Below are 26290 nucleotides of genomic sequence, written 5' to 3'. Positions count from 1 at the left end.
TGTATAGGGGGGATGGAGCAATGCTGATGAGCAATACCTCGATCGTGATCCACGCGCCAAAGGACCTGAGGCTGGAACAGCGCGACGTGTCCCTCCCGCGTGCGAGGGAGGTTCTGGTCGAGATGCGCGCCGGCGGCATCTGCGGTTCTGATCTTCACTATTACAACCACGGCGGCTTCGGCACCGTTAAGTTAAAAGAACCGATGGTTCTGGGTCACGAAGTCTCGGGCGTGGTCGCAGAAATTGGAGATGGCGTCGAAGGGTTGGCGGTCAGTCAATTGGTTGCCGTGTCTCCGTCCCGACCTTGTGGCAGCTGCGAATACTGCCTCAACGGACAGCAAAACCAGTGTTTGAACATGCGGTTCTACGGCAGTGCCATGCCCTTTCCGCATATCCAGGGCGCGTTTCAGACCAGATTGGTTGCTTTGGCCAGTCAATGCGTGCCCGCCGACGGATTGAGCGCGGACCAGGCCGCAATGGCCGAACCATTGGCGGTCTGTCTACACGCAATCCGTCAAGCCGGAGATCTGGTTGGCAAAACGGTCTTGGTGACCGGATGCGGCCCGATAGGGTGCCTGAGTATTCTGGCGGCCAGACGGGCAGGGGCGGAACGCATCGTCGCGACTGATTTGTCCGAGTACACCTTGGGATTAGCAAAGCTGAGCGGCGCAGAAGAAATCATTAATGTCGCGGCGGACGCGGACGCCTTAGGGCCGCTTCAGGCCGACAAAGGTCAGGTCGACGTGCATCTTGAATGCTCGGGCGCGCCCAGCGCGCTGAGCGCAGGGGTCAGCTGCCTCCGGCCCGGTGGCGTGCTGGTGCAACTTGGAATGGGCGGCGATATGACGATCCCGTTGCAGATGATCACGGCCAAGGAAATCACCTTGAAAGGATCATTCCGGTTTCACCCCGAGTTCGCTATGGCCGTGAAGATGATGCAGAAAGGTCTGATCAACGTCGACCACCTGATATCGCATCGATTTGAGGTGTCGGATGCCCAAGCGGCGTTTGAGAAGGCCTCAGACAGAACTTGCGCCATGAAAGTTCAGTTGAAATTCTGAAGCGCTGACAACACAGCAAAACATAGAAAGGGTATTCTTATGACCAGTCCCAAACCCAGTGTCGGCGCGCCTGTGACCCCGGTCGAATTCCCGCTCGTTGACGGCGGAGCTCGTCGTTTTGGAGGCACCAAGGATCGGTGGAGCATGTTGTTTGTCTACCGCGGTCGCCATTGTCCGCGTTGCAAGCGCTTTTTGAACAAGTTGAATGCGCAACTGACCGATTGGACCGACCGCATGGATGTTGTTGTGGTCTCAGCGGATACGCAGGAAAAAGCACTGGCGGATAAGGCTGAGTTCGGTTGGAATTTTGACCTTTGCTATGGAATGACCATTCCGCAAATGCGCGATCTGGGTCTCTATGTGTCTGAACCATTGTCCGAGGCCGAGACCGACAGCCCGTTTGCCGAACCCGGAGCTTTCGCGATCCGCCCCGACGGATCTCTGATGCTGGTCGATATCTCCAACGGTCCGGCTGCTCGTCCCGATCTTGAGGAGTTGTTGGACGGAATGATCTTCAACATCGACAATGATCGACCCGTGCGCGGGACGGCATGATGGCGTCGATCCAGTCGGTCGAAGCGCGCTTGTTCAATGTCCCGTTGGCCGAAGTTCTGGTCGATGCCAAGCACGGGGACCACACTTTCTTTCAATTGGTGACAGTGACGGTTCGAACGGACGATGGGGTCGAAGGAACGGGCTATACCTACACCGGTGGCAAAGGCGGGCACGCGATTTTGGCGATGATCCAACACGATCTGACGCCTTTTCTGATCAGCCAGGACGCAAGCCGTGTAGAACATCTCTATGACGAAATGCAGTGGCATGTTCATTATGTCGCCCGAGGGGGCATCGCGTCTTTTGCGATCTCTGCAGTGGATATTGCGCTGTGGGACATCCGGTGCAAATCGCAGGGTCAGCCCCTTTGGAAAATGGCTGGCGGCGCGTCAGACCGATGCAAGGCATATGCGGGCGGCATTGATCTTAACTTTTCGTTAGACAAGCTGCTTGCGCAGACCGAAGGCTATCTGGCGCGCGGGTTCAACGCCGTTAAGATCAAGGTAGGCCAGCCAGAACTGGCTGAAGACCTGCGGCGCGCGCACGCGGTTCGCGACATGCTGGGGTCTGATCGCTTTTTCATGGTCGACGCGAATTACTCGATGAGCGTCGATCAGGCGATTACAGCGGCACGAGGGTTTGCTGAATGCGATATCCTTTGGTTCGAAGAACCCACGATTCCTGACGACTACAAGGGATATGGCCGCATTGCGACCGAGACTGGAGTGCCCTTGGCCATGGGCGAAAACCTCCACACGATCCACGAGTTCGAATACGCGTTTGAAGACGCGAAGCTCAGCTTTATTCAGCCCGATGCGTCCAATTGCGGCGGCATCACCGGGTGGCTTCGGGTTGCAGAACTAAGTCAAACACACGGTATTCCGGTCTGCAGTCACGGCATGCAAGAGCTTCACGTTAGTCTGGTGTCGTCCCAACCGAATGCAGGATGGTTGGAAGTGCATTCCTTTCCGATTGATCAGTACACACACCGTCCGCTGGTGGTCGAGAACTGCTTGGCAGTTGCCCCAAACGAACCGGGTATTGGGGTTGAGTTTGACTGGGCCAGGCTAAAAGCGGAACACAAAGACCTTGGGTGAGACGCTGCAGCGCTAAATTGCAGTCGTGGACGTTTGGTGCTCGAAATACTTGGCTAAAAAGCCGACAAGTTAGCCGATTCAAAAGTTAATTTTCTGGCGGGGAGAGATTTAGTTCACTGTAATTTGCCCGGAAGGTGTTAAAGGTTCGTTAACAATATTGGGATTTGGGGGGGAATCTATGTCAGATCCGAAACTTGTTGAAGACATTGTACATGCACTGGATGTAGAGGGCGGCAGCACCAAAAGGCGACCCGTTCATACGGTCGGAATTGGGGCTACGGGCTATTTCAAAGCTTCTGCGATTGCCCAGGAATTTTGCACAGCTGAGCATTTCAATAAGCAAGCAGAGACGATCCCGGTGGCGGTTCGGTTTTCGAACGGAATGGGTGTTGTCGCAGAACATGATGGATGGTCAGATGTGCGCGGCATGGCTGTGCGGTTCGACCTGGGCGAAGGTCAAAGTACCGACCTGATCGCGATGACCCTACCGGTTTTCTTCGCGCCAGACCCGGAAACATTCCTTGAATTCGCACTCCACGCCCGACCCGAGCCGTGCGAGGTGGCCAGCCCGTGGAGCAAGATAAAAAGCTATTTGAAACTGCAATTGCCGATGCCCGATCCTTATCCCGGGCAGGACGAGCGGCCAAACGAAGGGGCAACAGCATTTGCCCACAAACACGCCTGGGCTCAGCCCGCGGTGTTGCAGGCGTCGGTAATCGGGGCGCCGGTCAGCTATGTGCGCGCAACCTATCACGCGGTACACACCTTCATTGTGACCGCGCCGGATGGCACCGATCGCTACGTGCGGTTCCACTGGGCGCCGATTGCCGGTGTGCTGCGAACAGACCCTGAAGAGCCGCCAAAGGACAAGTACCTCAAGGACGACCTCAAGGACCGGCTCTCCAAGGGGATCGAGCGGTTTTCGCTGATGATGACCATCGGTGAAACCGGCGATGATTTCGCTGATTCAACCAAACAGTGGCCGCCACACCGCAAGCGGGTGATGATGGGTACGCTGACGCTGGATAACGTTCCCGAAGATCAAGAAGCACATAACGAAAAGCTCAGCTTTAACCCCATGCACCTGACAGACGGGATCAGGCCGTCGGAAGACGCTGTGCTTAAAATTCGCAAGGACGTTTACGAGTTTTCAAGCAACCGGCGCGGGGGAATACCTTGCCCATTCAGTGGCGCAGGAGGGACCGGAGAATGACCAAGGAAACCGGATGGCTCAATGAATACATCAACAGCCTGCCCGAACGGGGCTGGTTCCAGTTCGTGTCCAGATATGTGGTTGTTCCTTATTGGATCTGGCGCGCGCCAAAGCCAAAGCTGCCGGGCGGCCCGCGGATCACGACGCAACCCAGCGACAGCACGCAGCGGATGATGAACCTGCTTATGCCGCTCAAGGATCCGTCACCCATTGGCCGTGCCAAGGCGGTCATGGCGCTGGCCGGCAATGTGGATGAAGTTTTTGCGGGGCTCGACAATGTGGGCACGGTCCACTCAGCCCGGTTTTTGCTGATCGGAGACTATATCTGCATGATCTCGGTCTATGACGGAGATTTCAGCAACTATATCCGCGATTTCATATCGACCATCGGCAGCGTGTTTGACGCGTTGATGCACTTGGTCGAGGGTGGCGAAAACCTCTATCCGTGCGAAGAGAACGTCGAAACATTCATCGACTGGGTGCGCGATCATGACCTGTTTCAGGCTCCGGATTACGCCATCGATCTTTTCGCGGTTCAGGATGAACAGATTGGCCGCGAACCAAACGTTCCGCCGCACGATCTGATGGCGTTGCCGCGTGATCTGATCCTTCAGTTGCATGCAAACAAGAACATTTCGCTCGGCGGTGGCTATCGCGGCTATCCGGGTTATTCGGCGGCTCAAATTCGCCGCAAGTTGGGAGTTGGCTGGTGAACGAAGTTATCAAAGACCCCGTTTTCGATCCTGAGAAAATTCAGGGCAATATTCTGCGCGGATACTCCAATAGCATGGTCCGATACATCATTCTTGAGGTCAAAGATCTTGATGCGGCGCGAAGATTTCTGGCCGCCTCGGCCGATGGCACAAGTAGTGAAGTTCCGACTATCACCCGATCCGCGAAATGGAAAGTAAAGCCCGAAGTCTGCTTCAATATAGGCATCACTTTTCAGGGCCTACAAGCGATGGGTGTTCCCAAAAGCGATCTGGATACCTTTCCGTCAGAGTTCGTCGATGGCATGGCCGAGCGAGCGGAAAAGCTGGGCGATTTTGGTGAAAGCGCGCCCGAGAATTGGCCAGCTCCGTTCGATCAGCCCCAAAAGGTACATATTGTGGCGTCGGTCTATGCAAATGACGAAGCCGCTTTGGACGCAACAGAAAAACAGGTTGCCAAGGCCTTCAATGTACTGGGCGTGCGCAATGGACGGAATCTGCCAGACAACAAAGTATTCTTCGGTTACCGTGACAGCATTTCTCAGCCTAAGTTCCAAGGCATTGTCGATCCCGAACAAAAATTGGTCGAAGAGCCGCTGGACCCGTTAGGTACCGCGTTGCTTGGCTACCAGACTCATTTCGAGGGTTTGCGCTTTAGCATCCCGACCCCCGAAGCGCTGGGTCTGTTTGGGTCGTTTAACGCGTTTCGCGTCTTGAAGCAGGACGTTTATGCGTTCGAGGACTATTTGACCGAAGCCGCGACCAAACTGATGAGCCACCCCTTGGTGGACAAGCTGCTGCCGCCGGGCTGCGAAAAGGATGTGGGCGAGGGCTTGGATCGGCATGGCGCATTGCGCGAGGTTGTTGCCGCGCAGATGTGCGGGCGCTGGCGCAACGGCGTCCCATACGAGCTGTCGCCCAATGCGCAGTGGCCTGACGACCGGGTCTCATTGACCAACTACGACTATACGCGTGAATCCCGATGTCCGGCGGGCGCGCACATGCGGCGCGTGAATCCGCGCGGTGGCCCGATTGTGCAACGCATCGCCAACCGCTCACGCCGTCTTGTGCGGCGCGGCATGTCCTATGGGCCCGACTTCGACCCGAACGCCAAGCGGGATAACGAAGAGCGCGGTTTGCTGGGAAATTTCATCGGTGCGAACTATGGGGCTCAGTTTGAGGCAGTCGTGTGTGATTGGTTAAACTTTGGCCTTCAAGATCCGGAAATCACGGGGACAAACGATCCGTTGCTTGGCGCAAATGTGCCGCAGACGAGCATGTTTGAAATGACGGTTGCGGATACCGAGGAACGCATACGTCTAAGTGGGTTCCCGCGTTTTGTCATCACGCGCGGAGGGGCCTACACGTTCCTGCCCAGTCTGGATGCCATACGATACCTGTCACAGTTGGGCGATTAGTAAGCCTCGTCAGGCGGCCAATTCGGCTATAGCATCCTCGATGCGCGTCAGCATCGGGGATGCTCCTGTGGGCGCAATCAAGTGATGCGCTCTGTTCAGGTGCTCCAGTGCTTTCGGCTTTTTCTTTTTGACCTTGTACAAAAGCCCAAGGATCATCTCACCTCGCGCAAAATAGTGCCCTTCGGGATCGAATTGCGGGTTTTTTCGCGTCTTTTCGATCAATGCAACGATGCGCTTTTCACCATTGAAGAGCACACCTGCCAGAGTCCAGAAATTGCGCAGCAAAACGCCAATTGATGCGTCGCCGTCGCCTGCCAAAATCTGCAGATACACTTCGCTAAGAAACAATCGGTTCCAATCCGCCGCAGTATACGCCCCTTCGGCTTCACGCTGGGCAATTGTAGATTCAATTTCCCGCAAACCCTCTCCGACGCGACCCTCCATGGCCAATGCCACCCCCAGCATCGTTTGAGGTACGCCAGCAAACAGCGTGCTGCCCTTTGCGTGGACCATATCGACATACTGCTGCACGGAGTCGCGTGCATTGGGCCGCTGCAACGGCACAAGCGCCGCCACACGCGAAGATTCAGCGATGGCGAGCTCAAATTCAGCGCGGGACAGACGCAAAGCTTCTTCTGACAAGTCGAACGCGGCCTGATGGTCATCAGTGACGACAGCGACCAGCGCTTTCATCGCGGTTCCGTATCCCAAAGCCCTGGGGTCGTTTTTCTTTTCGCCCGCCGCCACCATCCTCTCAGCCGTTTCGCGCGCTCTGATCACACGGCCGCGTGTCAATTCATTCCATCCGACAGTGGCGAGATAGAAATTCTGCAGATACGCATCGTCGAATTTGGCCAAAGCCTGTTCAACTTCGGCTTTCTTAGCTTCGAACACCGCGTTGGGCAGGGGTGCGCAATAGATAGATACAGATAGTTCGTTGACCAACGCGTAGGCGACCGATTTCGGATCACCCAAACGTTCGGCCATGGCTGTCAATTCTCCCTGGACGCTCAACGCTTCAAGGAACTTGCTGTTACAAACCAGGCACGAGACATAGTGATGCAGGAACAGCGCGTGGTCTTCGGAATCGCCGATCTGGTTCAGGATCGGGCGAATGCTGGGTGCAAGGCCGATCGTGGTCATCACATCCAGCGAGATATTGGAACACAAGGCGTAGTTCGCAAGAAAGGCGGCAAAGGCTGCATCGCTGGCGCAGCTCGGGTCTTTTTCATACAGCTCCATCGCCGACGCGAAATACTGATTGGCCTGATCGTGCGAGAATACTCCAAGGCTTTTTGCCCCGGCCAGCGCAGAGAATTCAAACGCCTTGTCGGTCTTGTCGGTATGGGAATAGTGATGCGCAAGCGTCTCGGCCGCTTCGGGCAGACGATTTGCGTTACGCTGTTCAAGCGCGGCAGCGATTGCAAGATGGAGCTCGGAACGGCGCACCCGCACCAGGCTTTGGTACACGGCATCGCGCAGAAGAACGTGCTTGAACATATAGTCCGACGAGTTGCTTTTGCGGAACAGGATGTCTTGCGCCTGCAGCCTTTGCAGGGCAGTTCCCACGTCCTCTGGGTTCGGCACCACAAGGGATAGAAGACCGGGGTCAAACGCGCGCCCGATTGTGGCCGCCGCTTGCAACAGAACGCGGTCTTCGGGGCGCAGTTGTTCGATTCTGGCCAGCAATAGCCCCTGCATGCTGGCGGGAAGCCCCTGATCGTCTGGGTTGGTGTCAAACAGCACTTGACCGGCCTCGACGCGTAACGCGCCTTGTTCGATCAAAAAGCTCAAAATCTCCTCGCCAAACAACGGATTGCCGCCGGCGCGTTCAGTCACCTGTCGGATAAGTTCATCCGGCAGGTTGTCCGACCCAAGCCGTGTCGAAGCGAGTTGACGAAAATCGCTTTCCCCCAACGGTTTGAGGGCAATGGTTTCGACTGCGGGCTTGTTTAGCCAGGGTGGCACATATTCGGGGCGCCTTGTTTGCAGGATCAACAGGTTCTGGATTCCATCGCCATCAATCAACGCCCGCATCATTTCTTCCGAGGCACCGTCGATCCAGTGAATATCCTCAATGAGTACGATTGTACGCCCCCGCGCACATTGCGCCCGCAGCAGCGCGGGCAGCAGATCACGCGTTCGTAGACCGATCAAAACGCCATCCAGTCCGTCCAGCGTTCCTTCCGGCGGCTTCAAGCCAAGCAGGTTCATCAGAAGGCCGATGTTTTCCGGCGTCTCCAGTCCGGATGCTTTCAGGCCTTCCTGCAGCTTCTGAGCGATCGCGTCAGGTTCGTCATCATCGTAGATTCTGAATGAGTTGCGGACAACTTCGAGGAACGGCATGAAGGGAATCTGTTGCCCGTCGGCGGTGCAGTGCCCCCTGAAAATCGTTCTGGTCTGGGATTCCGCGCGCGCCAAAAACTCGTAGACCAAGCGCGTCTTTCCAAGACCCGGTTCGGCCATAAGATCCACGACCTGCATGTTCTTCTGGCTCTCTTCCAGCGCCTGGGAAAGCTGCGAAAGTTCCGCGTCGCGTCCGACATAATGACTTAGGCCTCGCGCCAGTGAGGCGTCGAACCTGGATGCGGCAGTATGAATGGATTCCAGCAGCCACAGTTTTTGTTCACGTGGCACGCCTTTGATCTTGTGCTCTCCGTCAAAGCTCAGATCGACCAGCCATTCGACAAGGCGGCGGGTCGTGTCACAGATCAGGCAACGCCCCGGCGAGGCCAAGGACTGAATACGCGAGGCCAGGTTGACGGCATTCCCAACGGCGGTCATCTCGGCGCTTTCGCCTTCGACTTTTGCCATCACGACCGAGCCGGAACTGACGCCGACACGCATCACCGGGCGCACGCCAAATCGCGCCTCGATGTCGTCCCCGGCACGATCGAAGGCTTCGTGAATCGCCATGCCGGTCCTGCAGGCCCGTAAAGCAGCGTCTTCCAGCGCTTCGGGAATTCCAAAGACGGCCATGATACTGTCCCCGGCAAATCCCCGGACAACGCCGCCGTGCTCTTCCACGATGCCCTTCAGCGTTTCATAGACCATGCGCGTAAACTGCACAGTCTTTTCGCCGCCCAAACTGTCCACAATAGCCGTATAGCCGACCATGTCGGTGAACAGCACCGAGACCAATCGGCGTTCGCCCATGTGCTTTGAGGAAGACACTGAATTTTCAGCGGGTTTATCCATAGTGCATCTTGCTTATCACATCTGAAATTGACTCGGCTAGCACCCGAGACCCGGTGAATCTCGATTGATTGCCACCGGGTTCAGCTTTCGGCTGAATGGCCGCGCATGCTGTTCAATTTTTGGGTGTTGATTTACTGCTCAGGCGGTGAATTCCAATTTGAGGCCGGGGCGGGGCCATTGGGTTTTGTAGATCTTGCCTGTCCCTGATGCGGTTATCCACGCCGTATCCATGTTAGGGCCGCCAAAACACAGATTCGTGGTGAAGGGATCAGGGACTTCCAGATGTTCCGTCGTCCCGTCCAGGCTGAAAATCGTGATGCCGCCGGTAAAGAGCGTCGCAACGCAGACGCGCCCGTCCGCTTCGACCTTGAGGCTGTCGAGCCACTGAAAGCCCGGCAGGGTCTGAACCACGTTTCCGGGCGTTCCTGGCAATGCGCCGGGTTTCAATTTGCCTGGACCTTCGATTTCCATCATCCAAAGACGCCCAAACACAGTGTCCGATACAAATAGCTTGGTTCCGTCCGGCGAAATCCCGATTCCGTTGGCCGTTGGCACCGTGGCAGCATGGATCAGCGTTTTGCCGTCGATCGTCGCGTAATAGACTGCGCCGAACTCGCTACTTTGTTCGTGCTGCATTCCGGTGTCGGTGAACCAGAACCCACCATCTTTGTCAAAGACGATATCATCCGGAGATATCAAGCACTTACCTTTGTACTTATAGTACAGATCGGTGACTTCTCCGCTGTCTAGATCGACGCGCTGAATCGACCCTCCGATATAGTTCGGCCTTTCTGAGGAAGGCACAGTGATCTTAAGCGTGGGTTCTTCAACAAAGGTATAAACGCCGCCATTGTTGCAAACATAGGCCGCGCCATCAGGGCCGATTGCGATGCCGTTCGGACCGCCAGGCAAGTCCGCTATCTTGTGCAGAGATTTGTCCGGTGACAGCCGCATAAGCGTCTGCTCTTTGATATCCACAAACAGAACGGACCCGTCGTCCATTGCCACGGGGCCTTCGGGAAACCCAAGGCCGCTTGCGACTTCTTCCAATTTCAATGACATGAATTTCCCCCTCCGGAATCCGATTTACTGCAACTGTGCAAATAATCTCAGTTTTCTGGCTTCACTGGTCACCAGAAGCGCGGACGCTGGCCAACTCTAGCCAGCGGATTGGGATCGGACAACAGGTGTGATTAATCAGCATCGCCGGCATGGCGTGTAACGCGTTGCACGCCTAAGGCGCGCTTCGATTTTTGCCGGCGTAATGTAGTTTTCGCTTTTCAACTTCAAATTGGTGTATCACAAAACCAGCAGATTTCGCGTAACGCAGCATTTTAGAATTTTGGGGTGGTCATGACGTTCAAACTCGTTTCCTGCGATGGTGGAGGTATTCGTGGATATCTGACTTGCCTGATTCTTGATGGCTTGCACGAGGAAACCGGCTTTCTCGATCGTGCTGACGGGTTTGCGGGAACATCGACAGGAGGTCTGATTGCAGTGTCGCTGGCGGATGGCCGAACACAAGGCAAAGACATGTCCTCGTTGCTGAAAGACTTGATCTCGCTTTATCACGACAAGGCCGAGCAGATCTTTTTGGAGAACGACCGTTCCTTATTCGACAAAGCGTTGGATGAGGTGATGAAGCGCTTTCACCTGACCGGAGGGCCGGGGGTCACTGCAGCGCAGTTCTCATCCGCGGGCCTAGAGAAGATCGGGCACGAACTGGTGGCGGATCGAACAATCGGGTCGATCTCGGATGATATCGTATTGGCTGTTACAACGGTTTGTCTGCATCTGAACGATCAGATTGGCTGGGCACCGTTTACATTGACGAACCACAAGGTGGGAGAGGGTCCATGGCTGGACATGAGCGACGTCAAACTGCTGGACGTGGCCATGGCGACTTCGGCCGCTCCGACTTATTTCCCGCCCCACAGAATCAACGCGGCTGGCACCGATTATGGGTATTTTGCCGATGGCGGAATGTTTGCGAACAATCCTGTGCTCAACGGCATTAACGTGGCAATCGCCACGAAACCGGGTGTTCACCTGAACAATATTCAGGCCGTTTCGATCGGCACTGGCCGTCAACCGACAGCCGTTGCCGAGGGTACGTTCAAAAACCCAGAGGACTGGGGTCTGTTGAAATGGTTTGGTGTAACCTCGGACGTTCCCACGGGCGCGCTTCTGGAACTTGGGCTGTCGACGTCGGCAGAAAACCAGTACTGGATTGCCCACCTTGTGCTTAAGGATCAGCTTGCGCGGCTGAACCCACCGCTTTCAAAAACCGTTGGTCTGGCAAAAATCGAACCCAGAAGCTATGCGCTGATGGACGAAGCCTACCAGATAGCCCGCCACAGCGATGAGTGGGCGCGCACAGTCGAGATGCTTAAAACCTGGTAGTGCCGGGCAGCTAAACGCCGTGGCGCTTCAATTCAGTTAACAAAGTCGACTCTTTGCTATAACCTTGCAGTGTTATTGCCAATTATTAATCGGTTATTGTTGTGAGTCAGACGATCTATGAAAAATACGGCGGGTTCAAAACCATCAGCCGCATCGTAATGTCATTCTACGAGATGGCCTTGGATTCCGAGCAGATTGGGGACCATTTCGAAGAAATTGATATGCCGCGTCTGATCGACCATCAGACAAAGTTTGTCTCGTCTCTTGTCGGCGGTCCTGCGTCGTTCAGCGACGACCGGATTGAGGCGGTACATCGCCACCTAAATATCTCGCATGACGATTTCGATGAGATGGCGGCGCTGTTTAGCGAAGCCTTGGCGCTTCACGGAATGGCCGAGAGGGACATCGCCGTTGCACTGGGGGCAATTGAAGAAAAGCGTTCGATCATTGTGGCCAGGACTGCGGCATGAGCATCCTTGCCATTAACGAGCATTTGTTGCGGGCCATTGGTGTCGGTGTTGCTGTTCTGCGCGCATCAGACATGACCTTTGTGTTTCACAATGGCCCGTTTGCGGAATGGTTCGGGACGCCGGAAGACGGGCAAACACTTCTGGACCTGATGCCCGATCTGGATCCAAAGGAACTGGACGATGTCCGCCATTCCGGTCTCCGCTATTCGGTCGAGCTTCAGATCAAACCCAAACGGCGGTCCTTGATCTTTGCAACATCCGTGTCACTTGCGAATGGGCTTGAGGAACAGGTTCTGGTTGTGGAGTGCCAGAACATCACCCGCATTCGCGAGCTTGAAAGCATGATCGACAGCTATTCGACCATGGTTGAGCGGAACACGCGCGAGTTGGAACGTGAAAAAGAACGGGTCGAGCGTCTGTTGCTCAACCTGATGCCGCGATCGGTTTATGAGGAATTCAAAACATTCGGCGTTGTAACGCCTCAGCTGTTTGATCAGGTGTCCGTGGTCATGTTGGATTTCGTGGGCTTCACGGATTTCGCGGCCAAAACGGACCCGACTGTAACCTTGAGCGAATTGAACGATATCTTTACCGCCTTTGACCGCATTGTTGAGCAATTCGGTTGTGAACGGATCAAGACAATCGGTGACGCCTATCTGGCTGTTTCCGGTATGCCGGATGAATCCCCGGATCACGCAACAGCAGTGGCTCATTGTGCGGTCAGGTTCCTGAGGTATTTGGAACGTCGCAACGAAAGCCATCCGCATAAGTGGCAGGCGCGGATCGGTTTGGGTATGGGTGCCGCGGTGGGGTCGGTTGTTGGGATACAAAAATATGTCTATGACGTCTTTGGCCCGGCGGTGAACATTGCCTCAAGGCTGCAGGTTTTTGCAAATCCGATGAATATCGTGGCACCGGAAGAGATGAAATTTGCGCTGATCGATGAATTTCAGATCACCGATCTGGGGCCTGTGGACATCAAAGGCATGGGGCATATGGATCTGATCAACGTCACGTCGCGATTGACCTCTGCAAAACCCAGCCGGGCATTCTGATCATTACTCGTCCTGCGCCAAAAGGCCCAGACCGCGCAAATAGATTCCGATGCCGGACTCCAGCAGTTCTTCGGGCGGGAAGGGGGAACTGGCCCCGGTGTTGCGGGCATAGAGTTCGACAACACCATGACTCATGGCCCAGATATGCGCGCTGAACATCGACGCGGGTGGGCGTTTGTCCGGCGGGATGCGCTGAGATAAATCTTCGGCCGCTTGTTCCAGAACGCGTTTTGCCCGGTTTGCGGCCATGGCAAGCTCGGGCGTTCGATTTAGTGAAATACCACTTTCGAACATCGCGATGTAGTGGCCGGGATGTTTGCGGGCAAAGGCCAGATACGCGCGACCCGTCGCCTCGAACGCAGCCAGCGCCGAGGGCTGCCCTTGTTCGTAAGCAAACTGCATAAGGTCCGCGAACATCTCAAACCCTTGGCGCGCGGCCTCGGCGATCAAGTCCTCGCGCCCCTCATAGTGGCGATACACAGCAGCGGGGGTGACGCCGGCGGTTTTGGCTGCCTCGGACAAAGTGAAACCTGTCGGCCCCTTTTGTTCGATCAGCGACAAGGCGGCCTCGATAAGGGCTTGTTTCAGGTTCCCGTGGTGATACCCGCGTTTCGTCATTCAAACCTCAGGCGGACTTTGCTATCAACACGCGGCGACATGTGCAAGCCGTTGTTACGCATCCCAAATTTCGGGTTCGCCACAGATTTTGGGATCCGGCTGTCCAACGGATTCTTTGTCCTTTTCGTCATAGTCCAGCGCGTTTAGCACAGTTCGAATGGCCGCCAGACGCGCACGTTTCTTGTCGTCGGATCGAACGATCGTCCAAGGGCAAAACTCGGTGTGAGTCCGCGTCAGCGTCTCGGAAATAGACTCGGTGTACGCGTCCCATTTACTTAACCCTGCGACGTCAATCGGGCTGAGTTTCCATTGCTTTAGCGGGTCAGTCTCGCGCGCCAAAAACCGGTTCAACTGCTCGGCCCGCCCAACGTTCAGCCAGAATTTGAACAATTTTATCCCGTCATTCACCAAGCCCGTTTCCAGCGGTAGCACCTGACGGAAGAAGCGTTCGCGTTGTTCAGTCGTGCAAAACCCAAAGACGTTTTCAACGACGCCCCGATTGTACCAGCTTCGGTCGAAAAAGACGATCTCGCCTGCAGAGGGCAGATGTGAGATATAACGTTGAAAATACCACTGACTGCTTTCGGCGTCCGACGGCTTGCTGAGCGCAACGTTGCGGGCCCCCCGAGGGTTCAGATTTTCACGGAACCGCTTGATTGTCCCCCCCTTGCCAGCGGCATCCCGACCTTCAAAAATGATAGCGATACGCGCGCCGGTTTCTTTTACCCACGACTGCATTTTGACCAGTTCGATTTGCAGATCTTCCATCTGCTTTTCGTAATCCTTGGTCTTCAGCTTCTCGGCGTACGGGAATGTGGGGTTCAGTATCTTGCCCTTCTTTGCGTCCACGATTGCTTGACGGACATCCGTGGGGGCATCTTTTTTGAAGTAGCTCTCGATTGCGCCCTTGTCAGTTCGGGTCATTGTTGGCCTCGTCATAAAGTCCATAAGTTACTATGGATTACGGAAGGGATTAACGCAAACCTGCACGTTGGGCGGCACGGTCAATGGCGTCGGCAACTTCCCTGGCCGCAACAACCTGGGGCATGTGGCCCATGCCTTCCAGCTCGACCAGCTCAGCACCGGGGATTTGTTCGATCAACCGCTTGGAATGCCAGTCGAGGCTCACCGTGGTGTCCGCCGTGCCATGAACGATCTCGGTCGGGACCGAGATTTCACCATATCTGGGTTCCAGCTCGGCAACTTCGTCCAGCAAGTTCGCACGTTGTTTTGCGTTTGCGTGCATAGAAGCACGGCGCATCGTTAACCCAGGTCCAAAATGCTCTGCGTAGCCTTCAGGCGCTTTTTGCGGCGCAAAAACACGATCCAGTGCCTCGGTGACATACCAATCGGGCACAAACCCTCCGACAAGGGGCAGGGCGAGCGCATTTCCCGCGCCGGTGGCTGCAATCGTGTTGAAACTGTCCAACGGCGTTTCCCAAGGGATTGCGGCCGGGGCGATCAAAACCAGACCCGAGATATTCTCGGGCCGCGTCACAGCCCAAGCCAACGACACGGCACCACCATAGCTTTGGCCCGCAACGATGGGTTTCTCGGCACCCAGTTGAGCGGCGGCCTTTTGGAGAATTTCCGCTTGTTCAACAATGGTTTCGCCATTGGGGTTGAAGCTTTCGGAATAGCCCAAGCCGGGTCGGTCGAAAACGATGACACGGTAATTCTCGGCAAGAATCGGCGCCAATGCAAAAGTCATGTCACGCGTATTGCCGCTTGAGCCGTGGATCAGCACCACGTCGGGACCGTCGCCCATGACAACGGCGTGGACCGCTATGCCATCGACCTGCGATATCTCACCTTCGGGAGGAAAGGTGGCCTCGGCGCGGGCCTCGCGCTGCCTGCTCTGCCAGATCGCCACGGCCATCAGGCCGACGACGAGTACGAGCAATGATATCAAAACCTTACTGACCAATTTTGTGCGACTCAAAGGGTGTGGATTGATAGATAGCATTGATCCAGTTGCCGTAAAGCAAATGCGCGTGGCTGCGCCACCTGTTCTGCGGTTCTCGGCTTGGATCATCGTCAGGGTAGTAGTTCGTCGGTACATTGATCGGCGTGCCGCTTTTGACATCCCGATCGTATTCCTGTTTCAACGTATCGCTGTCGTATTCAAAATGGTTGAAAATATAGAGTGCCCGATGCGCTGCATCTTCGACCAGACAGGGGCCCACTTCGTCACTGCCGAGCAGGGTTGTTAAACCTTCAGCCGCATCAATTTCGGCCTGCTTCATTTCGGTCCAACGGCTGACGGGAATGACGCAGTCGTCCGAAAAGCCCCGCAGGAATGGTGAGGCAGGGTTGAGATTCTTGTGTCGAAAACAACCAAAGGCCTTTGCGTCCAGGTGATGCTTTTTGACGTCGTGGAAATGGTTGATCATTGCCATGCCGCCCCAGCAAACGCCAAAGGTCGAATGAACATTTGTTTGTGTCCAGTCAAAGACTTCCCCGATTTCATTCCAGTAGGTGACATCGGCAAAATCCAGATGCTCAATAGGCGCACCTGTGATGATGAGACCGTCGAACTTTTGATCCTTTACCTCCTGAAACGGCTGGTAAAACTCGGCCATGTGTTCGGCGGCAGTGTTCTTCGTCCGGTGCTCGGTCATCCGGATCAGCGACAGCTCAATCTGAAGCGGTGTCGCACCGATCAGCCGGGCGAACTGGTTCTCGGTCTGAATCTTCTTGGGCATCAGATTCAGCAACCCGATCCGCAAGGGACGAATGTCCTGACGCATGGCCTGATCCTCATCCATGACCATCACGCCTTCTTCGGTCAGGACGTCAAATGCAGGCAGGTCTGAGGGTATCTTGATCGGCATTGGGCCACGCTTTTCAGGTCTTTGAATGAATTGTGGAACTTAGGACTGGTTGGCGCTGGTCTCAAGGGTGCGTTCGATCAATTCGTCGAAATCGCCCGTGTCGCGCACTTTGGCTATTTCACTGGCGGCGATAGTCACGCCCCAGTTGTCTGCCATTGCCTTGTATCTCGGCTGGCGATGCGCCATCGCACGGGAATAGGTCCAGCGGATAAAGGCATCAGGGTCCACCTCGGGGCCGGTGCAGTCGTTTACTTGCAGATACTCCTCCCAGACCCGGTTCAGGAATTCGGCCTGGTAGGACATCGGCTTGGGTGCCATGTCGAAACGACGGATCAATTCGGCGGTATGCGCGTCATCGCCCTCAAGCCAGATCATCAGCGTGTGGCGCGAAAGCTCAGTCAGAATTTGGTCATTTGGATCATCGGGGTTCACCCATTCGCAAATCGAACCGCCCGTATCACAGATAAAATTCGGATATTGATACAGGTGTTCCGCCCGATCGATGAAGTACTTGGTGTCCAGTAGAGCATGCATTTCCGCAAGGCGAAATTGTTCTTGCCTGCGCTGGTACTCAGCCATCTCCAGCCCGCCTTTCGCCGGGTTGCCGGGTTTTCCCAAATAGGTTGAAACCGGCGTCAGGTTTTCGAACGAGATGTTAGAACCGATATAGATGGAATCCGACAGCAGAAGATCGCGTAGAAAAGGAATCTTCATCGCTTCGGCTTTGGCGTTGTCGGTGATGTATTCGCCCATGTAGCGGGTGCCAATGCGATAATCGATCGAGTAGTGGAACCAATCACCCGCGTCGCGCAGAATGTTCGAGACATATGTCTTGCCCAGCCCGGACATGCCGAAAAACAGCACTTTTTTGCGCGCCGCGTCGCGCCAATCCCTTGCCGAGCTATAGATCATCTTCCGCTGTCCCTTGTTTTAGTCCTAGCTAAATCGGGCGGACCTCGGCGTCAATCGCGCCGACCTGCGCGGCTTTGAATGATGAGACCGAAACCCAAAACGGCGAAGCCCAGAAATGCGTTTGGGGCCAGAGATTCGTCGCGGACCAATGCGCCCAGCAGGATCGCGACTGGTGGAATGATCAGCGTCACGAGCAGCAAATTCCCGCTGCCTGCTTGGGCCAGTACGCGGTAATAAAGAAGATATGCTCCGGCTGTAGCAACCAGCGCGTAGTATGCCACGGCAAGCCATGAATTAGGCGGCAACGCAAGTTCCGGCACACCGTCGATTGCAAGCGTGATCGGGGCCATCATTATGGCTGAGGCCGTCAGCATACCCGCGGCGGCGACCTGGGGTGACATTCCAGTCAGATGAAAACGTGCCCACACGGCAGCGAAGGCGTAACTGACCGTCCCTGCGAGAATAGCGAGTTGGGCCAAACTGCTGGGGCTGAACTCTGCGAATTGCTTTAGACCGATGGCGAAGGATACGCCCAGAAATCCCAAGCCAACACCGATCAAGCGTGGGAGGGTCAAACGCTCATCACGAAAGAAGACTGTAGCCAAAAGCACTCCGAAAATCGCCGTGGCAGCGTTAAAAATCGACGTCAACCCAGTTTCGACATAGAGCTGGCCCCAAGCCATCAGAGAGAAGGGTAGGATGTTGTTCAAAAGCCCCATGACCAAAAACGCCACCCAAATGCGTGGCTCGGTCGGGATTTTCTGGCGTTGAAGCAGGATGACGACCCAGAGCACTAGCGCCGCCCAAAAAACCCTGTGCAGCACAGACGTCATGACCGGGATGTCATCCAACGCAATGCGAATGGCAATAAATGAAGCGCCCCAGATCAATCCGAGCAGGACAAGTTCGAACCAGGCACGAGGGGTAAGAGAGACAGTGGCATTCATATGCCTGTCATCTCGGAAAACGAATGTTTCAGCGACCCGGATCATGCGAAAAAACCCCGCCGAAGGGCGGGGCTTTCCAAATTTGACTGTCAGTTGTATCAGTCCAGCGAATACGTAAGCTGCAGACCGACGGACCAAGCGCTGTTGCCGCTGAATTCAGCACCGGTTCGCGTCGTCGCATCGCCGATGTCGGTGTAACGCAGGCCGCCTGAAATCTGAGCTTTTTGATAGGTGTAGGTGCCACCGACGCCCACGCTCCAAAATCCATCGGTCGGGCCAAGATCCGAGACCAGATCGTCAGTTGATGGTTCGTAGCCAACAGTGAAAGCACCTGAGAATGCTTCAGAGAACTTGTGGCCTACACCCAACGTAAAGGTCCAGGTTGGTGAATCATAGCTCACCAGCGGGTTGCCAGTGATCCCGACATAGGTGGGGGGCTCATAAATTGTCTGAGGCCAGTCAACCCAGCGGATCGTACCAAAGACCAGGGTGCGTGGTGCGACGCCGGTTTGGAAGTCAAGATTTACCGATTGCGGGGTTACGACTTCAGCATTGGTCCGGTTTTCTTGAACGAAATCTGGTGGAACAATCGGGTTGAGCGGGTTGAAGGAGTTAAAGGACTCGGTCTGGGACACGTCATGAGTGATCTTCGAGTTATACGTCAAAGCAACGCGCGCAGCGATTTCAGGTTTCTCCCAGGCAACACCGACCACGTAACCATAGTCCGTGTCTGCGTCCTGATCGACTTGATAACCAGCCGCTGCAGGTACGGCTACATTCGATTCCAGCCGCTGTCCTCTGATCCCTGCGATCGCGCTGAAGCCACGATCAAACTTGTACCGGAACAAAGCCGTAATCGCGTCGACATCTGCGTCGGCCCGCAGAACGTCTTGGCGGCCAAGCGGGTTTGGGTTCACAGAAAGTGGATAGTTTGCATTGTATTTGACATCCGCACCAAATGGTTGATCGTAGACCAGTGCGAAGTCCAGCCGATCAGTGATCGACATTTTGTATGCGGCTTCCGGTGCCGTGAAATTCTCGGTGATGTCGCCGGATTGAAATCCCTGCGACGTTCCTGAAACGTCCGGCATGGCATAGCCGAGGCGGAACTGAACAACGGACCCTTCCTCGAACAGGATATTGACGCCCTGACCGCTTCGGTCCAGCCCCCCGGCGTGGACGGCTGTTGCGCCGACGCATAGTGCGCACGCTTGGAAAAGCGCTCTTTTCATTAACTTCCTCCCTTACTGTCTCTCGTAAGCGCTGCCATTGGCTTTGTGTGGTGCGTTTTCAGGCAGGCTGGTGCATTTGATGTGCAGGATACTCACTCAGCCATTGATTTTTCGTCAACCAGTGACCAAGCGTTACTTAGGTTGAGTGTCCTCAGGAAGTGTTGCCAAACTGTTACGTTTCTCGGCGCTAACATTCAGAAAGATACCCGAGAAGATCACCACTGCACCAAACAAGGTCCAGAAATCCAGAGGCTCATTGTAGAGAATCATGCCCACTACAGCGATTGTGGGCAGGCGCGCAAAGTCGAAGGGAACGACAACAGTGGCGGGGGCAATTGCCAAGGCGTTGGTGATGCAGAAATGCGCCAGCAGGCCTGCCAAGCCGACCAGCAGCAAGTAGGGCATTGTGGCAAGCGTTGGCAGAGTGATCTGCCCGTCTAAGCCCGATGCCGCCAGGCCGAGCACGGCCTGCATGACAGTCAGCCAGAACATAATGCAGCCGATGCTGGCAAAGCGGGTCAGCGACTTGGTGCTGATCGTGGTTAGTGCAAAAAAGATCGCGGACATTGCGGCTGTAACAACACCGACGCTGATCGGTGCGGCCCCTGGTCTGGCCACGATGAGAATGCCGGCAAACCCGATCAGGGCTGCGGTCAGACGCACCGCCGTTAGGCGTTCGCCCAACAGCAGCGGGGACAGAAGGATCACCCAGATGGGTTGCGTGAACTCTAGCGCAAAGACCTGAGCCAACGGGACAACGCTGACGGCATAGAACCACAGGTTCTGGCCAGTGAAGTGCAGCACGTTGCGTATACCTTGCAGCCCAATTCGTTTGGTTGAAACCTGGTGCCACTTTCCCGCCAAAGTCAGCACCGCCGAGACCACAACAATCCCGACAAGGCTGCGATAGAACATGATTTCGAACGTATCATGTGTGACGCTCAACTCACGCCCGGCGACGGCCATCGAGGAAAACGAAGCAATGGCCCCCGTCATCCAAAGCGCCGCTTTGCCAATCTGCGTTTTGTTGCCGTCCATCTCCGCCCCTGCCAAGGTCATGCCCCAACGCGCCGACTGAAGTCGTTTTTGAGCGGATTGTAAAACAAAAAAGCCGGGTTACTGACCCGGCTTCCGTTTACTCCCACTCGATCGTGCCTGGGGGTTTTGAGGTGATGTCATAGGTGCACCGATTGACGCCTTTGACCTCATTGATGATGCGGGTCGCAGTCTCGCCGAGGAATTCGTGACTGAACGGGTAGTAGTCCGCCGTCATCCCGTCCACCGAAGTCACTGCTCGCAAGGCGCACGCATAGTCATAAGTGCGCCCATCGCCCATCACGCCCACTGTACGGACGGGCAGAATCGCAACGAACGCCTGCCATATCTCGTCATAGAGGCCATGTTTACGAATTTGGTCGATATAGACGGCATCCGCCTCGCGCAAAATATCCAGTTTCTCGCGAGTGATTTCACCGGGGCACCGGATCGCAAGGCCGGGTCCTGGGAAGGGGTGGCGGCCAATGAAGCTTTGAGGCAGGCCAAGTTCGCGACCCAAGGCGCGGACCTCGTCCTTGAACAATTCACGCAGGGGTTCGACCAGCTTCAGGCCCATCTTTTCGGGCAGGCCGCCCACATTATGGTGTGACTTGATCGTGACTGAAGGACCTCCAGAAAAAGACACGGATTCAATGACATCAGGGTACAAAGTTCCCTGGGCCAGGAACTCGGCCCCTTCAATTGTATCAGCATGTTTCTGGAATACGTCGATGAACAATTTTCCGATAATTTTGCGCTTGGTCTCGGGGTCGGATTGGCCGTCTAGCTCGCCTAGAAACAGCTCGCTCTCATCCGCGTGGATCAACTGGATGTTGTAGTTGTCTCTGAACATGCCGACGACTTCCTGCGCCTCGTTCTTGCGCAGCAGCCCATGGTCCACAAAAACACAGGTCAACTGATCGCCGATAGCCTCGTGAATCAGGATCGCCGCAACCGAGCTGTCGACGCCGCCCGAAAGACCGCAGATGACTTTTTTATCGCCGACCTGATCGCGGATTTTGCGGATCATCTCGTCACGATAGGCCCCCATCGTCCAATCGCCCGCAAATCCGGCCAGTTGGACGAAGTTTTCATAAAGCTGGGCACCTTTCGGCGTATGGTGCACCTCGGGGTGGAACTGGACCGCATAAAAGTGGCGCGAGGGGTCCGCAGTGATCGCGAATGGCGCGTTGGGAGACGTGCCATAGACCTCAAATCCCGGAGCGATTTCACTGACATGGTCGCCGTGGCTCATCCAGACCTGCTCATCTCCGTCCGCAAACCAACCATCCAGAATATCGAGATTGGCGCTGGGGGTGACAAAAGCACGTCCGAACTCGGCCGTGCCGTGCCCGCTTTCGACCTTGCCGCCCAGTTGGTGCATCATCACCTGCTGACCGTAGCAAATACCAAGGATTGGCACCCCAAAGTCGAAAATCTCTTGCGGTGCGCGCGGCGATCCGTCCCGTGTAACGCTGTCCGGTCCGCCCGAAAAGATCACCGCACGGGGCGACATTTCGCGCACGAAGTCCATCGTGACGTTTTGATAGGGGTGAATCTCGCAATAGACATTCAGTTCGCGCAGGCGTCGGGCAATCAGCTGCGTCACCTGGCTGCCGAAGTCGATAATCAGAAGGCGGTCATGGGTGCTTTGGGTCATGATTGGCTATTAGGTTGCAAGCCTTGCTTGTGCAAGCGCAATGACGTCAAATACAAATTCGGGCACGGCGATTCCGAGGGGGACATCGAATGGCCGAAGTGGAATTGAGACCAGCAACGACCCGCGACGTCGATGCAATCCGCACGTGCGTTGCCGACGCATATGCCAGTGCCATGCGCGACATTGCGGATCTTCCGGATGTGACAAGCGGGATTGCCGAAGATGTCGGGGCCCGGGACGTCGTGATCGCCGAACAGGACGGTCTGTTGCTGGGCGTGGTTGTGTATGGTGAAACCCTTGAGGCGCTCATGGTTTATAACCTTGCCGTATCACCCGAAGCACAAGGGCAGGGGATTGCACGGCGTTTGATGGGGGCCGCCGAGTCTTCAGCGTCAGACGTTGGACTGTCCACGCTCAGACTGCGCACGCACCGCCTGATGGTCAGCACCCGCGACATGTACCGTCATCTAGGGTGGGAAGAAAAAGACGTCGCGGGCAACACGATTCTGATGGAAAAGACGGTCTGGTAATATTCGCCGGTCACAGATGCATGTCGCTTTTCCCCCTATTGCGCCGTAAACTACCGGTGGCCGGGGTTGTCGTTCCTGTAACACCATACAAAATCAACCAACCAACGGGATTTTCTCATGGCAGAGGCAAACACCCGGCGCAGGGCAAGAGGCGGCGGCGGCGCCGCCCGCCGGGCCGAGCGCACCGCAGTTCGCATCGAAACCGCGAAGTACATCGAACGCAACATTCCGAATTTCGAGGTTCTCAACGAAGAAGCTTTGCAGATCATCGAGAACAACGCCGAAACCGTTCTGGCCGAGATCGGTGTCAATTTCGTTGACAACCCCGCGGCGTTGGAACGGTGGAAGGAAGCAGGCGCCGATGTAGACGGTGAACGCGTGCGCCTGCCGCGTGGTCTGGCGCGTGAGCTGATCAAAACCGCCCCCAGCGAGTTCACTCAGCACGCCCGCAACCCAGAAAAATCCGTGGTCATCGGTGGCCGCAACATGGTACTGGCCCCGGTTTACGGTCCACCGTTCGTGCGCGACGCTCACGGGGGCCGTCGATACGCGACCATGGATGACTTCAACAAGTTTGTGAAGTTGGCCTATATGTCCAAGTGGTTGCACCACTCGGGCGGGACTGTGTGCGAACCCACGGATGTTCCGGTGAACAAACGTCACCTGGATATGCTGATGGCGCATATGACCCTGTCGGATAAGCCGTTCATGGGGTCGGTCACCGACCCCTCGCGCGCGCAGGATTCGGTTGAAATGTGCGAAATTCTGTTCGGCAAGGAGTTCGTCCAGGAAAACACCGTCATGACCTCGCTGACCAACATCAACTCACCGATGACTTTCGACGATGTGATGATGGGCTCGCTTGAGGTCTATGCGCGAAACAATCAGGCCTGCATCATTTCGCCCTTCATCGTGGGTGGGGCGATGGCCCCGGTTTCGGTTGCGGGGACGCTGACGCAGGTTCTGGCCGAAGTGATGGCTGGTGTCGCTTATAGCCAGATCATCCGTCCGGGTGCCCCGGCGATCTTCGGTGCTTTTGTGTCATCGATCGACATGAACTCTGGCGCGCCGACTTTTGGGACGCCCGAAGCTTCCCTGGTAACCTATGGGGCGGGGCAACTGGCGCGCCGCCTGGGGCTGCCGTTCCGTTCGGCCGGGTCGTTCTGTGGCTCGAAACTGCCGGATGCGCAGGCGGCGTATGAAACCGCAAACTCGCTGAACATGGGGCTTCTGGCTGGCGTGAACTTCATGCTTCATTCCTGCGGATGGCTCGAAGGCGGTCTGGTTGCCGATTTTGAGAAATTCGTCATGGATGCCGATCAACTCGGCGTCCTGCACGGGTTGGCCAAGGGCGTTACTTACGACGAAAGCGGTCAGGCGATGGATGCGATCCAAGAAGTTGGCCCGGGTGGGCACTATCTGGGTTGCGCCCATACGCAGGCGAATTTCAAAGAGGCGTTCTGGAAATCAGATTTGCTCGACTACAAGCCCTTCGAGACTTGGGAAGAAGAGGGCGCCCGCGATACGCGGCAACTGGCCACGGCGCGGGTCGAACATCTGTTGGCGAACTATCAACAGCCACAGCTTGACCCGGCCTTGAAATCGGCGCTGGACGATTATGTCGCCCGCAAAAAAGAGTCGATGCCGGACGCGTTCACCTGATCATTGATACTGCGAGGCGCGGCTGGCTTGATACAGCTGCGCCTCGCCCACCAGCGCGATCAGCAGGTCCAGATGACGGACCAGCGAATAGGCCGCGTCATCGTCTTCCCTTTGCATGTTGACTTCGCGTTCCAATTCCATGAGCCGGATCAAAGCCGACCCGGTGCCCGGCAAGCGACCATAGCCCAGAATGCGCTGCAGGTGGCGATCCCGGTTGTAATCCTGCGCGCCGATTTTCGCAGCTCTGGTCAGCAGGCGTGGGCGGCGTAGGGTGGTGATCATGGTCATCAGGTCGTGCACAGGGCGTTCCTCGCTATCAAAATCCGATGTCTGCTGTTTTACACAACCTAAGCGGGTGTTGCCTGTGTCGCTTTCGTGCCGAACGATGGTTTCACGAGTGTTTATCTTTTTTAATCAATTCTGCTTCTTGCCGTCCGCGATTAACGAATGGGTAACAAAAGCGGCTCTAGTTAGATTTGGTTAACCAAAAAAATCCGACGGCGGACATGGACAGTTTGTTTAGTCGACGAGGGCAAATGACAATGGAAAACAGTGTGGCTTTCAACATTCCTGCATGGGTGCCCGAAGGGGCGCAGAGGTATTTGGACCACACGGAATCCGGGCGCTCAATCCGAGATATTGCACGTTCTGCGGGCTGCCACGCGTCGACGATCCTAAGACAGATCCGGCGGATCGAAATGCGGCGCGACGATCCTTTGGTGGATGCAGCGCTGCAGTCTTTGGCCGCGACGCTCTTTCCGTCCGGCACTCAGGATGGCGGGGCAATGACCTACGCTGAGTCGGATGGCGGCCCCAGTGAATTGTGGGGATCAAGGGAAGACGCATTCAACAACGAAGCGCTGCGTGTGCTTCGTCGGTTGTGTGAAACCGGGGCTGTACTGGCCGTGGCCGAAGACATGGACAAGGCGGTCGTCGTTCGCGACAACGGCGAATCTGGTGCCACTAAGACAGCGGTCGTGGATTGCGACATCGCGCAAGCGCTTGCACTGAACGATTGGATTTCGTGCGACAATCCGGGTCGTATTTCCCGCTATCGGATTTCATCTTCCGGCCGGGCGGCGCTTGGTCATCTGATTGCCAGCGCCGAAAACCGTGCCAGAGCGCAAAACGAATTTGGAATGGCCGAGGCGCAGGCCTCTTTTCAACCGCGTTCCGCCAGGTCCTCCGCTCAGGAGGCGCGTTCTAAAAGGCCTATGCGCGTGCGCTACAATGCGGCGGAAAGTCCCTTGATCGCATTATCTCGTCGTCGCGACAGAGATGGCAAACCGTTTCTGGATGACACACTTGTCGGCGCGGGAGAGCGCTTGCGCGAGGATTTTGAGCTTGCGCAGATTGGACCTCAGATCACTCAGAACTGGGATGGTTTTCTGACCGGCGGCGGACGTGGCGGGTTTGCACCCGATGCGCCCATCGGAAAGGGATCGTCAGGCGCCCGTGACCGCGTGGCACGCGCGTTGGCTGATCTTGGGCCTGGGCTGAGCGATGTTGCATTGCGGTGTTGCTGTTATCTTGAGGGGCTTGAGCTTGCCGAAAAACGCATGGGCTGGTCGGCGCGGTCCGGGAAAATTGTCCTGCGGATCGCGCTTCAACGCCTGAAACGTCACTATGAAGACCAGGCCGAACGGGATCGGCTGATTGGTTAAGTATAATGTAACTTTG

Annotated in this window: 24 protein-coding genes; 12 read left to right on the top strand and 12 right to left on the bottom strand. The window is 55.9% G+C overall.

Annotation, left to right across the window (positions count from 1 at the left end; genetic code table 11):
* The first annotated feature begins 26 nt into the window (after positions 1–26).
* The 6 genes from ACR0CR_RS01385 to ACR0CR_RS01360 all read left to right on the top strand — a co-directional run bounded on the left by ACR0CR_RS01385 (position 27) and on the right by ACR0CR_RS01360 (position 6054).
* Complete coding sequence (locus ACR0CR_RS01385; protein ID WP_480596049.1) at positions 27–1061, top strand: L-idonate 5-dehydrogenase; 1035 nt, start codon at positions 27–29, stop codon at positions 1059–1061.
* A gap of 39 nt (positions 1062–1100) precedes the next feature.
* Entirely contained in the window at positions 1101–1616 is a 516-nt protein-coding gene (locus tag ACR0CR_RS01380; RefSeq protein ID WP_480596047.1) for a redoxin domain-containing protein, read from the top strand.
* Positions 1616–2713: a mandelate racemase/muconate lactonizing enzyme family protein gene (locus ACR0CR_RS01375; protein ID WP_480596045.1), complete on the top strand. Its 1098-nt coding sequence runs from the start codon at positions 1616–1618 to the stop codon at positions 2711–2713. The genes ACR0CR_RS01380 and ACR0CR_RS01375 overlap by 1 nt, the downstream gene beginning before the upstream one ends.
* A gap of 178 nt (positions 2714–2891) precedes the next feature.
* A complete protein-coding gene (locus tag ACR0CR_RS01370) occupies positions 2892–3926 on the top strand; it encodes a catalase (RefSeq protein WP_480596043.1) in 1035 nt (344 codons plus the stop codon).
* Positions 3923–4639 carry a hypothetical protein gene (locus tag ACR0CR_RS01365; RefSeq protein ID WP_480596041.1) on the top strand — a complete coding sequence of 239 codons (717 nt, stop codon included), beginning with the start codon at positions 3923–3925 and terminating at the stop codon, positions 4637–4639. The genes ACR0CR_RS01370 and ACR0CR_RS01365 overlap by 4 nt, the downstream gene beginning before the upstream one ends.
* Complete coding sequence (locus ACR0CR_RS01360; RefSeq protein WP_480596039.1) at positions 4636–6054, top strand: Dyp-type peroxidase; 1419 nt, start codon at positions 4636–4638, stop codon at positions 6052–6054. The genes ACR0CR_RS01365 and ACR0CR_RS01360 overlap by 4 nt, the downstream gene beginning before the upstream one ends.
* 9 nt (positions 6055–6063) lie before the next feature.
* Here ACR0CR_RS01360 and ACR0CR_RS01355 read toward each other — a convergent pair whose 3' ends face one another.
* A complete protein-coding gene (locus ACR0CR_RS01355) occupies positions 6064–9252 on the bottom strand; it encodes an ATP-binding protein (protein WP_480596037.1) in 3189 nt (1062 codons plus the stop codon).
* A gap of 138 nt (positions 9253–9390) precedes the next feature.
* The gene (locus ACR0CR_RS01350; RefSeq protein WP_480596035.1) at positions 9391–10314 is read right to left on the bottom strand and encodes an SMP-30/gluconolactonase/LRE family protein; all 924 of its coding nucleotides are present in this window, start codon (positions 10312–10314) and stop codon (positions 9391–9393) included.
* Between the two features lie 291 nt (positions 10315–10605).
* On the opposite strand from ACR0CR_RS01350, the gene ACR0CR_RS01345 reads away from it, so the two are divergent.
* From ACR0CR_RS01345 to ACR0CR_RS01335, 3 genes are all read left to right on the top strand, one after another.
* Positions 10606–11655: a patatin-like phospholipase family protein gene (locus tag ACR0CR_RS01345; protein WP_480596033.1), complete on the top strand. Its 1050-nt coding sequence runs from the start codon at positions 10606–10608 to the stop codon at positions 11653–11655.
* Between the two features lie 101 nt (positions 11656–11756).
* Complete coding sequence (locus ACR0CR_RS01340; RefSeq protein WP_480596031.1) at positions 11757–12125, top strand: group I truncated hemoglobin; 369 nt, start codon at positions 11757–11759, stop codon at positions 12123–12125.
* Positions 12122–13180, top strand: a complete 1059-nt coding sequence (locus tag ACR0CR_RS01335; RefSeq protein WP_480596029.1) for an adenylate/guanylate cyclase domain-containing protein — start codon at positions 12122–12124, stop codon at positions 13178–13180. Before ACR0CR_RS01340 ends, ACR0CR_RS01335 begins: the two co-directional genes overlap by 4 nt.
* A 3-nt stretch (positions 13181–13183) precedes the next feature.
* Here the strand turns inward: ACR0CR_RS01335 and ACR0CR_RS01330 are convergent, their stop codons facing one another.
* The 9 genes from ACR0CR_RS01330 to guaA all read right to left on the bottom strand — a co-directional run bounded on the left by ACR0CR_RS01330 (position 13184) and on the right by guaA (position 22418).
* The gene (locus ACR0CR_RS01330) at positions 13184–13798 is read right to left on the bottom strand and encodes a TetR/AcrR family transcriptional regulator (protein WP_480596027.1); all 615 of its coding nucleotides are present in this window, start codon (positions 13796–13798) and stop codon (positions 13184–13186) included.
* 54 nt (positions 13799–13852) lie between these two features.
* Positions 13853–14722, bottom strand: coding sequence for a polyphosphate kinase 2 (gene ppk2, locus ACR0CR_RS01325; RefSeq protein ID WP_480596025.1), 870 nt, complete (start codon positions 14720–14722; stop codon positions 13853–13855).
* Positions 14723–14771: 49 nt separating this feature from the next.
* On the bottom strand, positions 14772–15764 hold the full coding sequence (locus ACR0CR_RS01320; RefSeq protein ID WP_480596023.1) for an alpha/beta fold hydrolase: 993 nt from the start codon (positions 15762–15764) through the stop codon (positions 14772–14774).
* Positions 15715–16632: a homoserine O-acetyltransferase MetA gene (gene metA / locus ACR0CR_RS01315; protein ID WP_480596021.1), complete on the bottom strand. Its 918-nt coding sequence runs from the start codon at positions 16630–16632 to the stop codon at positions 15715–15717. Before metA ends, ACR0CR_RS01320 begins: the two co-directional genes overlap by 50 nt.
* A gap of 39 nt (positions 16633–16671) precedes the next feature.
* On the bottom strand, positions 16672–17544 hold the full coding sequence (locus tag ACR0CR_RS01310) for an ATPase (protein ID WP_480596019.1): 873 nt from the start codon (positions 17542–17544) through the stop codon (positions 16672–16674).
* Between the two features lie 50 nt (positions 17545–17594).
* Positions 17595–18491: a DMT family transporter gene (locus ACR0CR_RS01305; protein WP_480596017.1), complete on the bottom strand. Its 897-nt coding sequence runs from the start codon at positions 18489–18491 to the stop codon at positions 17595–17597.
* Between the two features lie 98 nt (positions 18492–18589).
* On the bottom strand, positions 18590–19723 hold the full coding sequence (locus tag ACR0CR_RS01300) for an OmpP1/FadL family transporter (protein ID WP_480596015.1): 1134 nt from the start codon (positions 19721–19723) through the stop codon (positions 18590–18592).
* Between the two features lie 132 nt (positions 19724–19855).
* A complete protein-coding gene (locus ACR0CR_RS01295; protein WP_480596013.1) occupies positions 19856–20761 on the bottom strand; it encodes a DMT family transporter in 906 nt (301 codons plus the stop codon).
* Positions 20762–20858: 97 nt separating this feature from the next.
* Positions 20859–22418: a glutamine-hydrolyzing GMP synthase gene (guaA, locus tag ACR0CR_RS01290; RefSeq protein WP_480596011.1), complete on the bottom strand. Its 1560-nt coding sequence runs from the start codon at positions 22416–22418 to the stop codon at positions 20859–20861.
* An 89-nt stretch (positions 22419–22507) separates the two neighbouring features.
* On the opposite strand from guaA, the gene ACR0CR_RS01285 reads away from it, so the two are divergent.
* Together ACR0CR_RS01285 and ACR0CR_RS01280 are read left to right on the top strand one after the other, a co-directional pair.
* Positions 22508–22948 (top strand): GNAT family N-acetyltransferase, encoded by a 441-nt coding sequence (locus tag ACR0CR_RS01285; RefSeq protein ID WP_480596009.1) that lies wholly within the window; start codon positions 22508–22510, stop codon positions 22946–22948.
* A gap of 117 nt (positions 22949–23065) precedes the next feature.
* Entirely contained in the window at positions 23066–24610 is a 1545-nt protein-coding gene (locus ACR0CR_RS01280; protein ID WP_480596007.1) for a trimethylamine methyltransferase family protein, read from the top strand.
* Here the strand turns inward: ACR0CR_RS01280 and ACR0CR_RS01275 are convergent, their stop codons facing one another.
* Entirely contained in the window at positions 24611–24910 is a 300-nt protein-coding gene (locus ACR0CR_RS01275) for a DUF6477 family protein (RefSeq protein WP_480596005.1), read from the bottom strand.
* A 242-nt stretch (positions 24911–25152) separates the two neighbouring features.
* Here ACR0CR_RS01275 and ACR0CR_RS01270 point away from each other — a divergent pair, with 242 nt between their 5' ends.
* Positions 25153–26274, top strand: a complete 1122-nt coding sequence (locus ACR0CR_RS01270) for a DUF6456 domain-containing protein (RefSeq protein ID WP_480597497.1) — start codon at positions 25153–25155, stop codon at positions 26272–26274.
* Positions 26275–26290: the final 16 nt, after the last annotated feature.

The sequence above is a fragment of the Ruegeria sp. AM2 genome, from assembly GCF_056540685.1.
The sequence above is the reverse complement of the archived record's forward strand: the minus strand, read 5'-3'. Positions and strand labels throughout refer to the sequence as shown.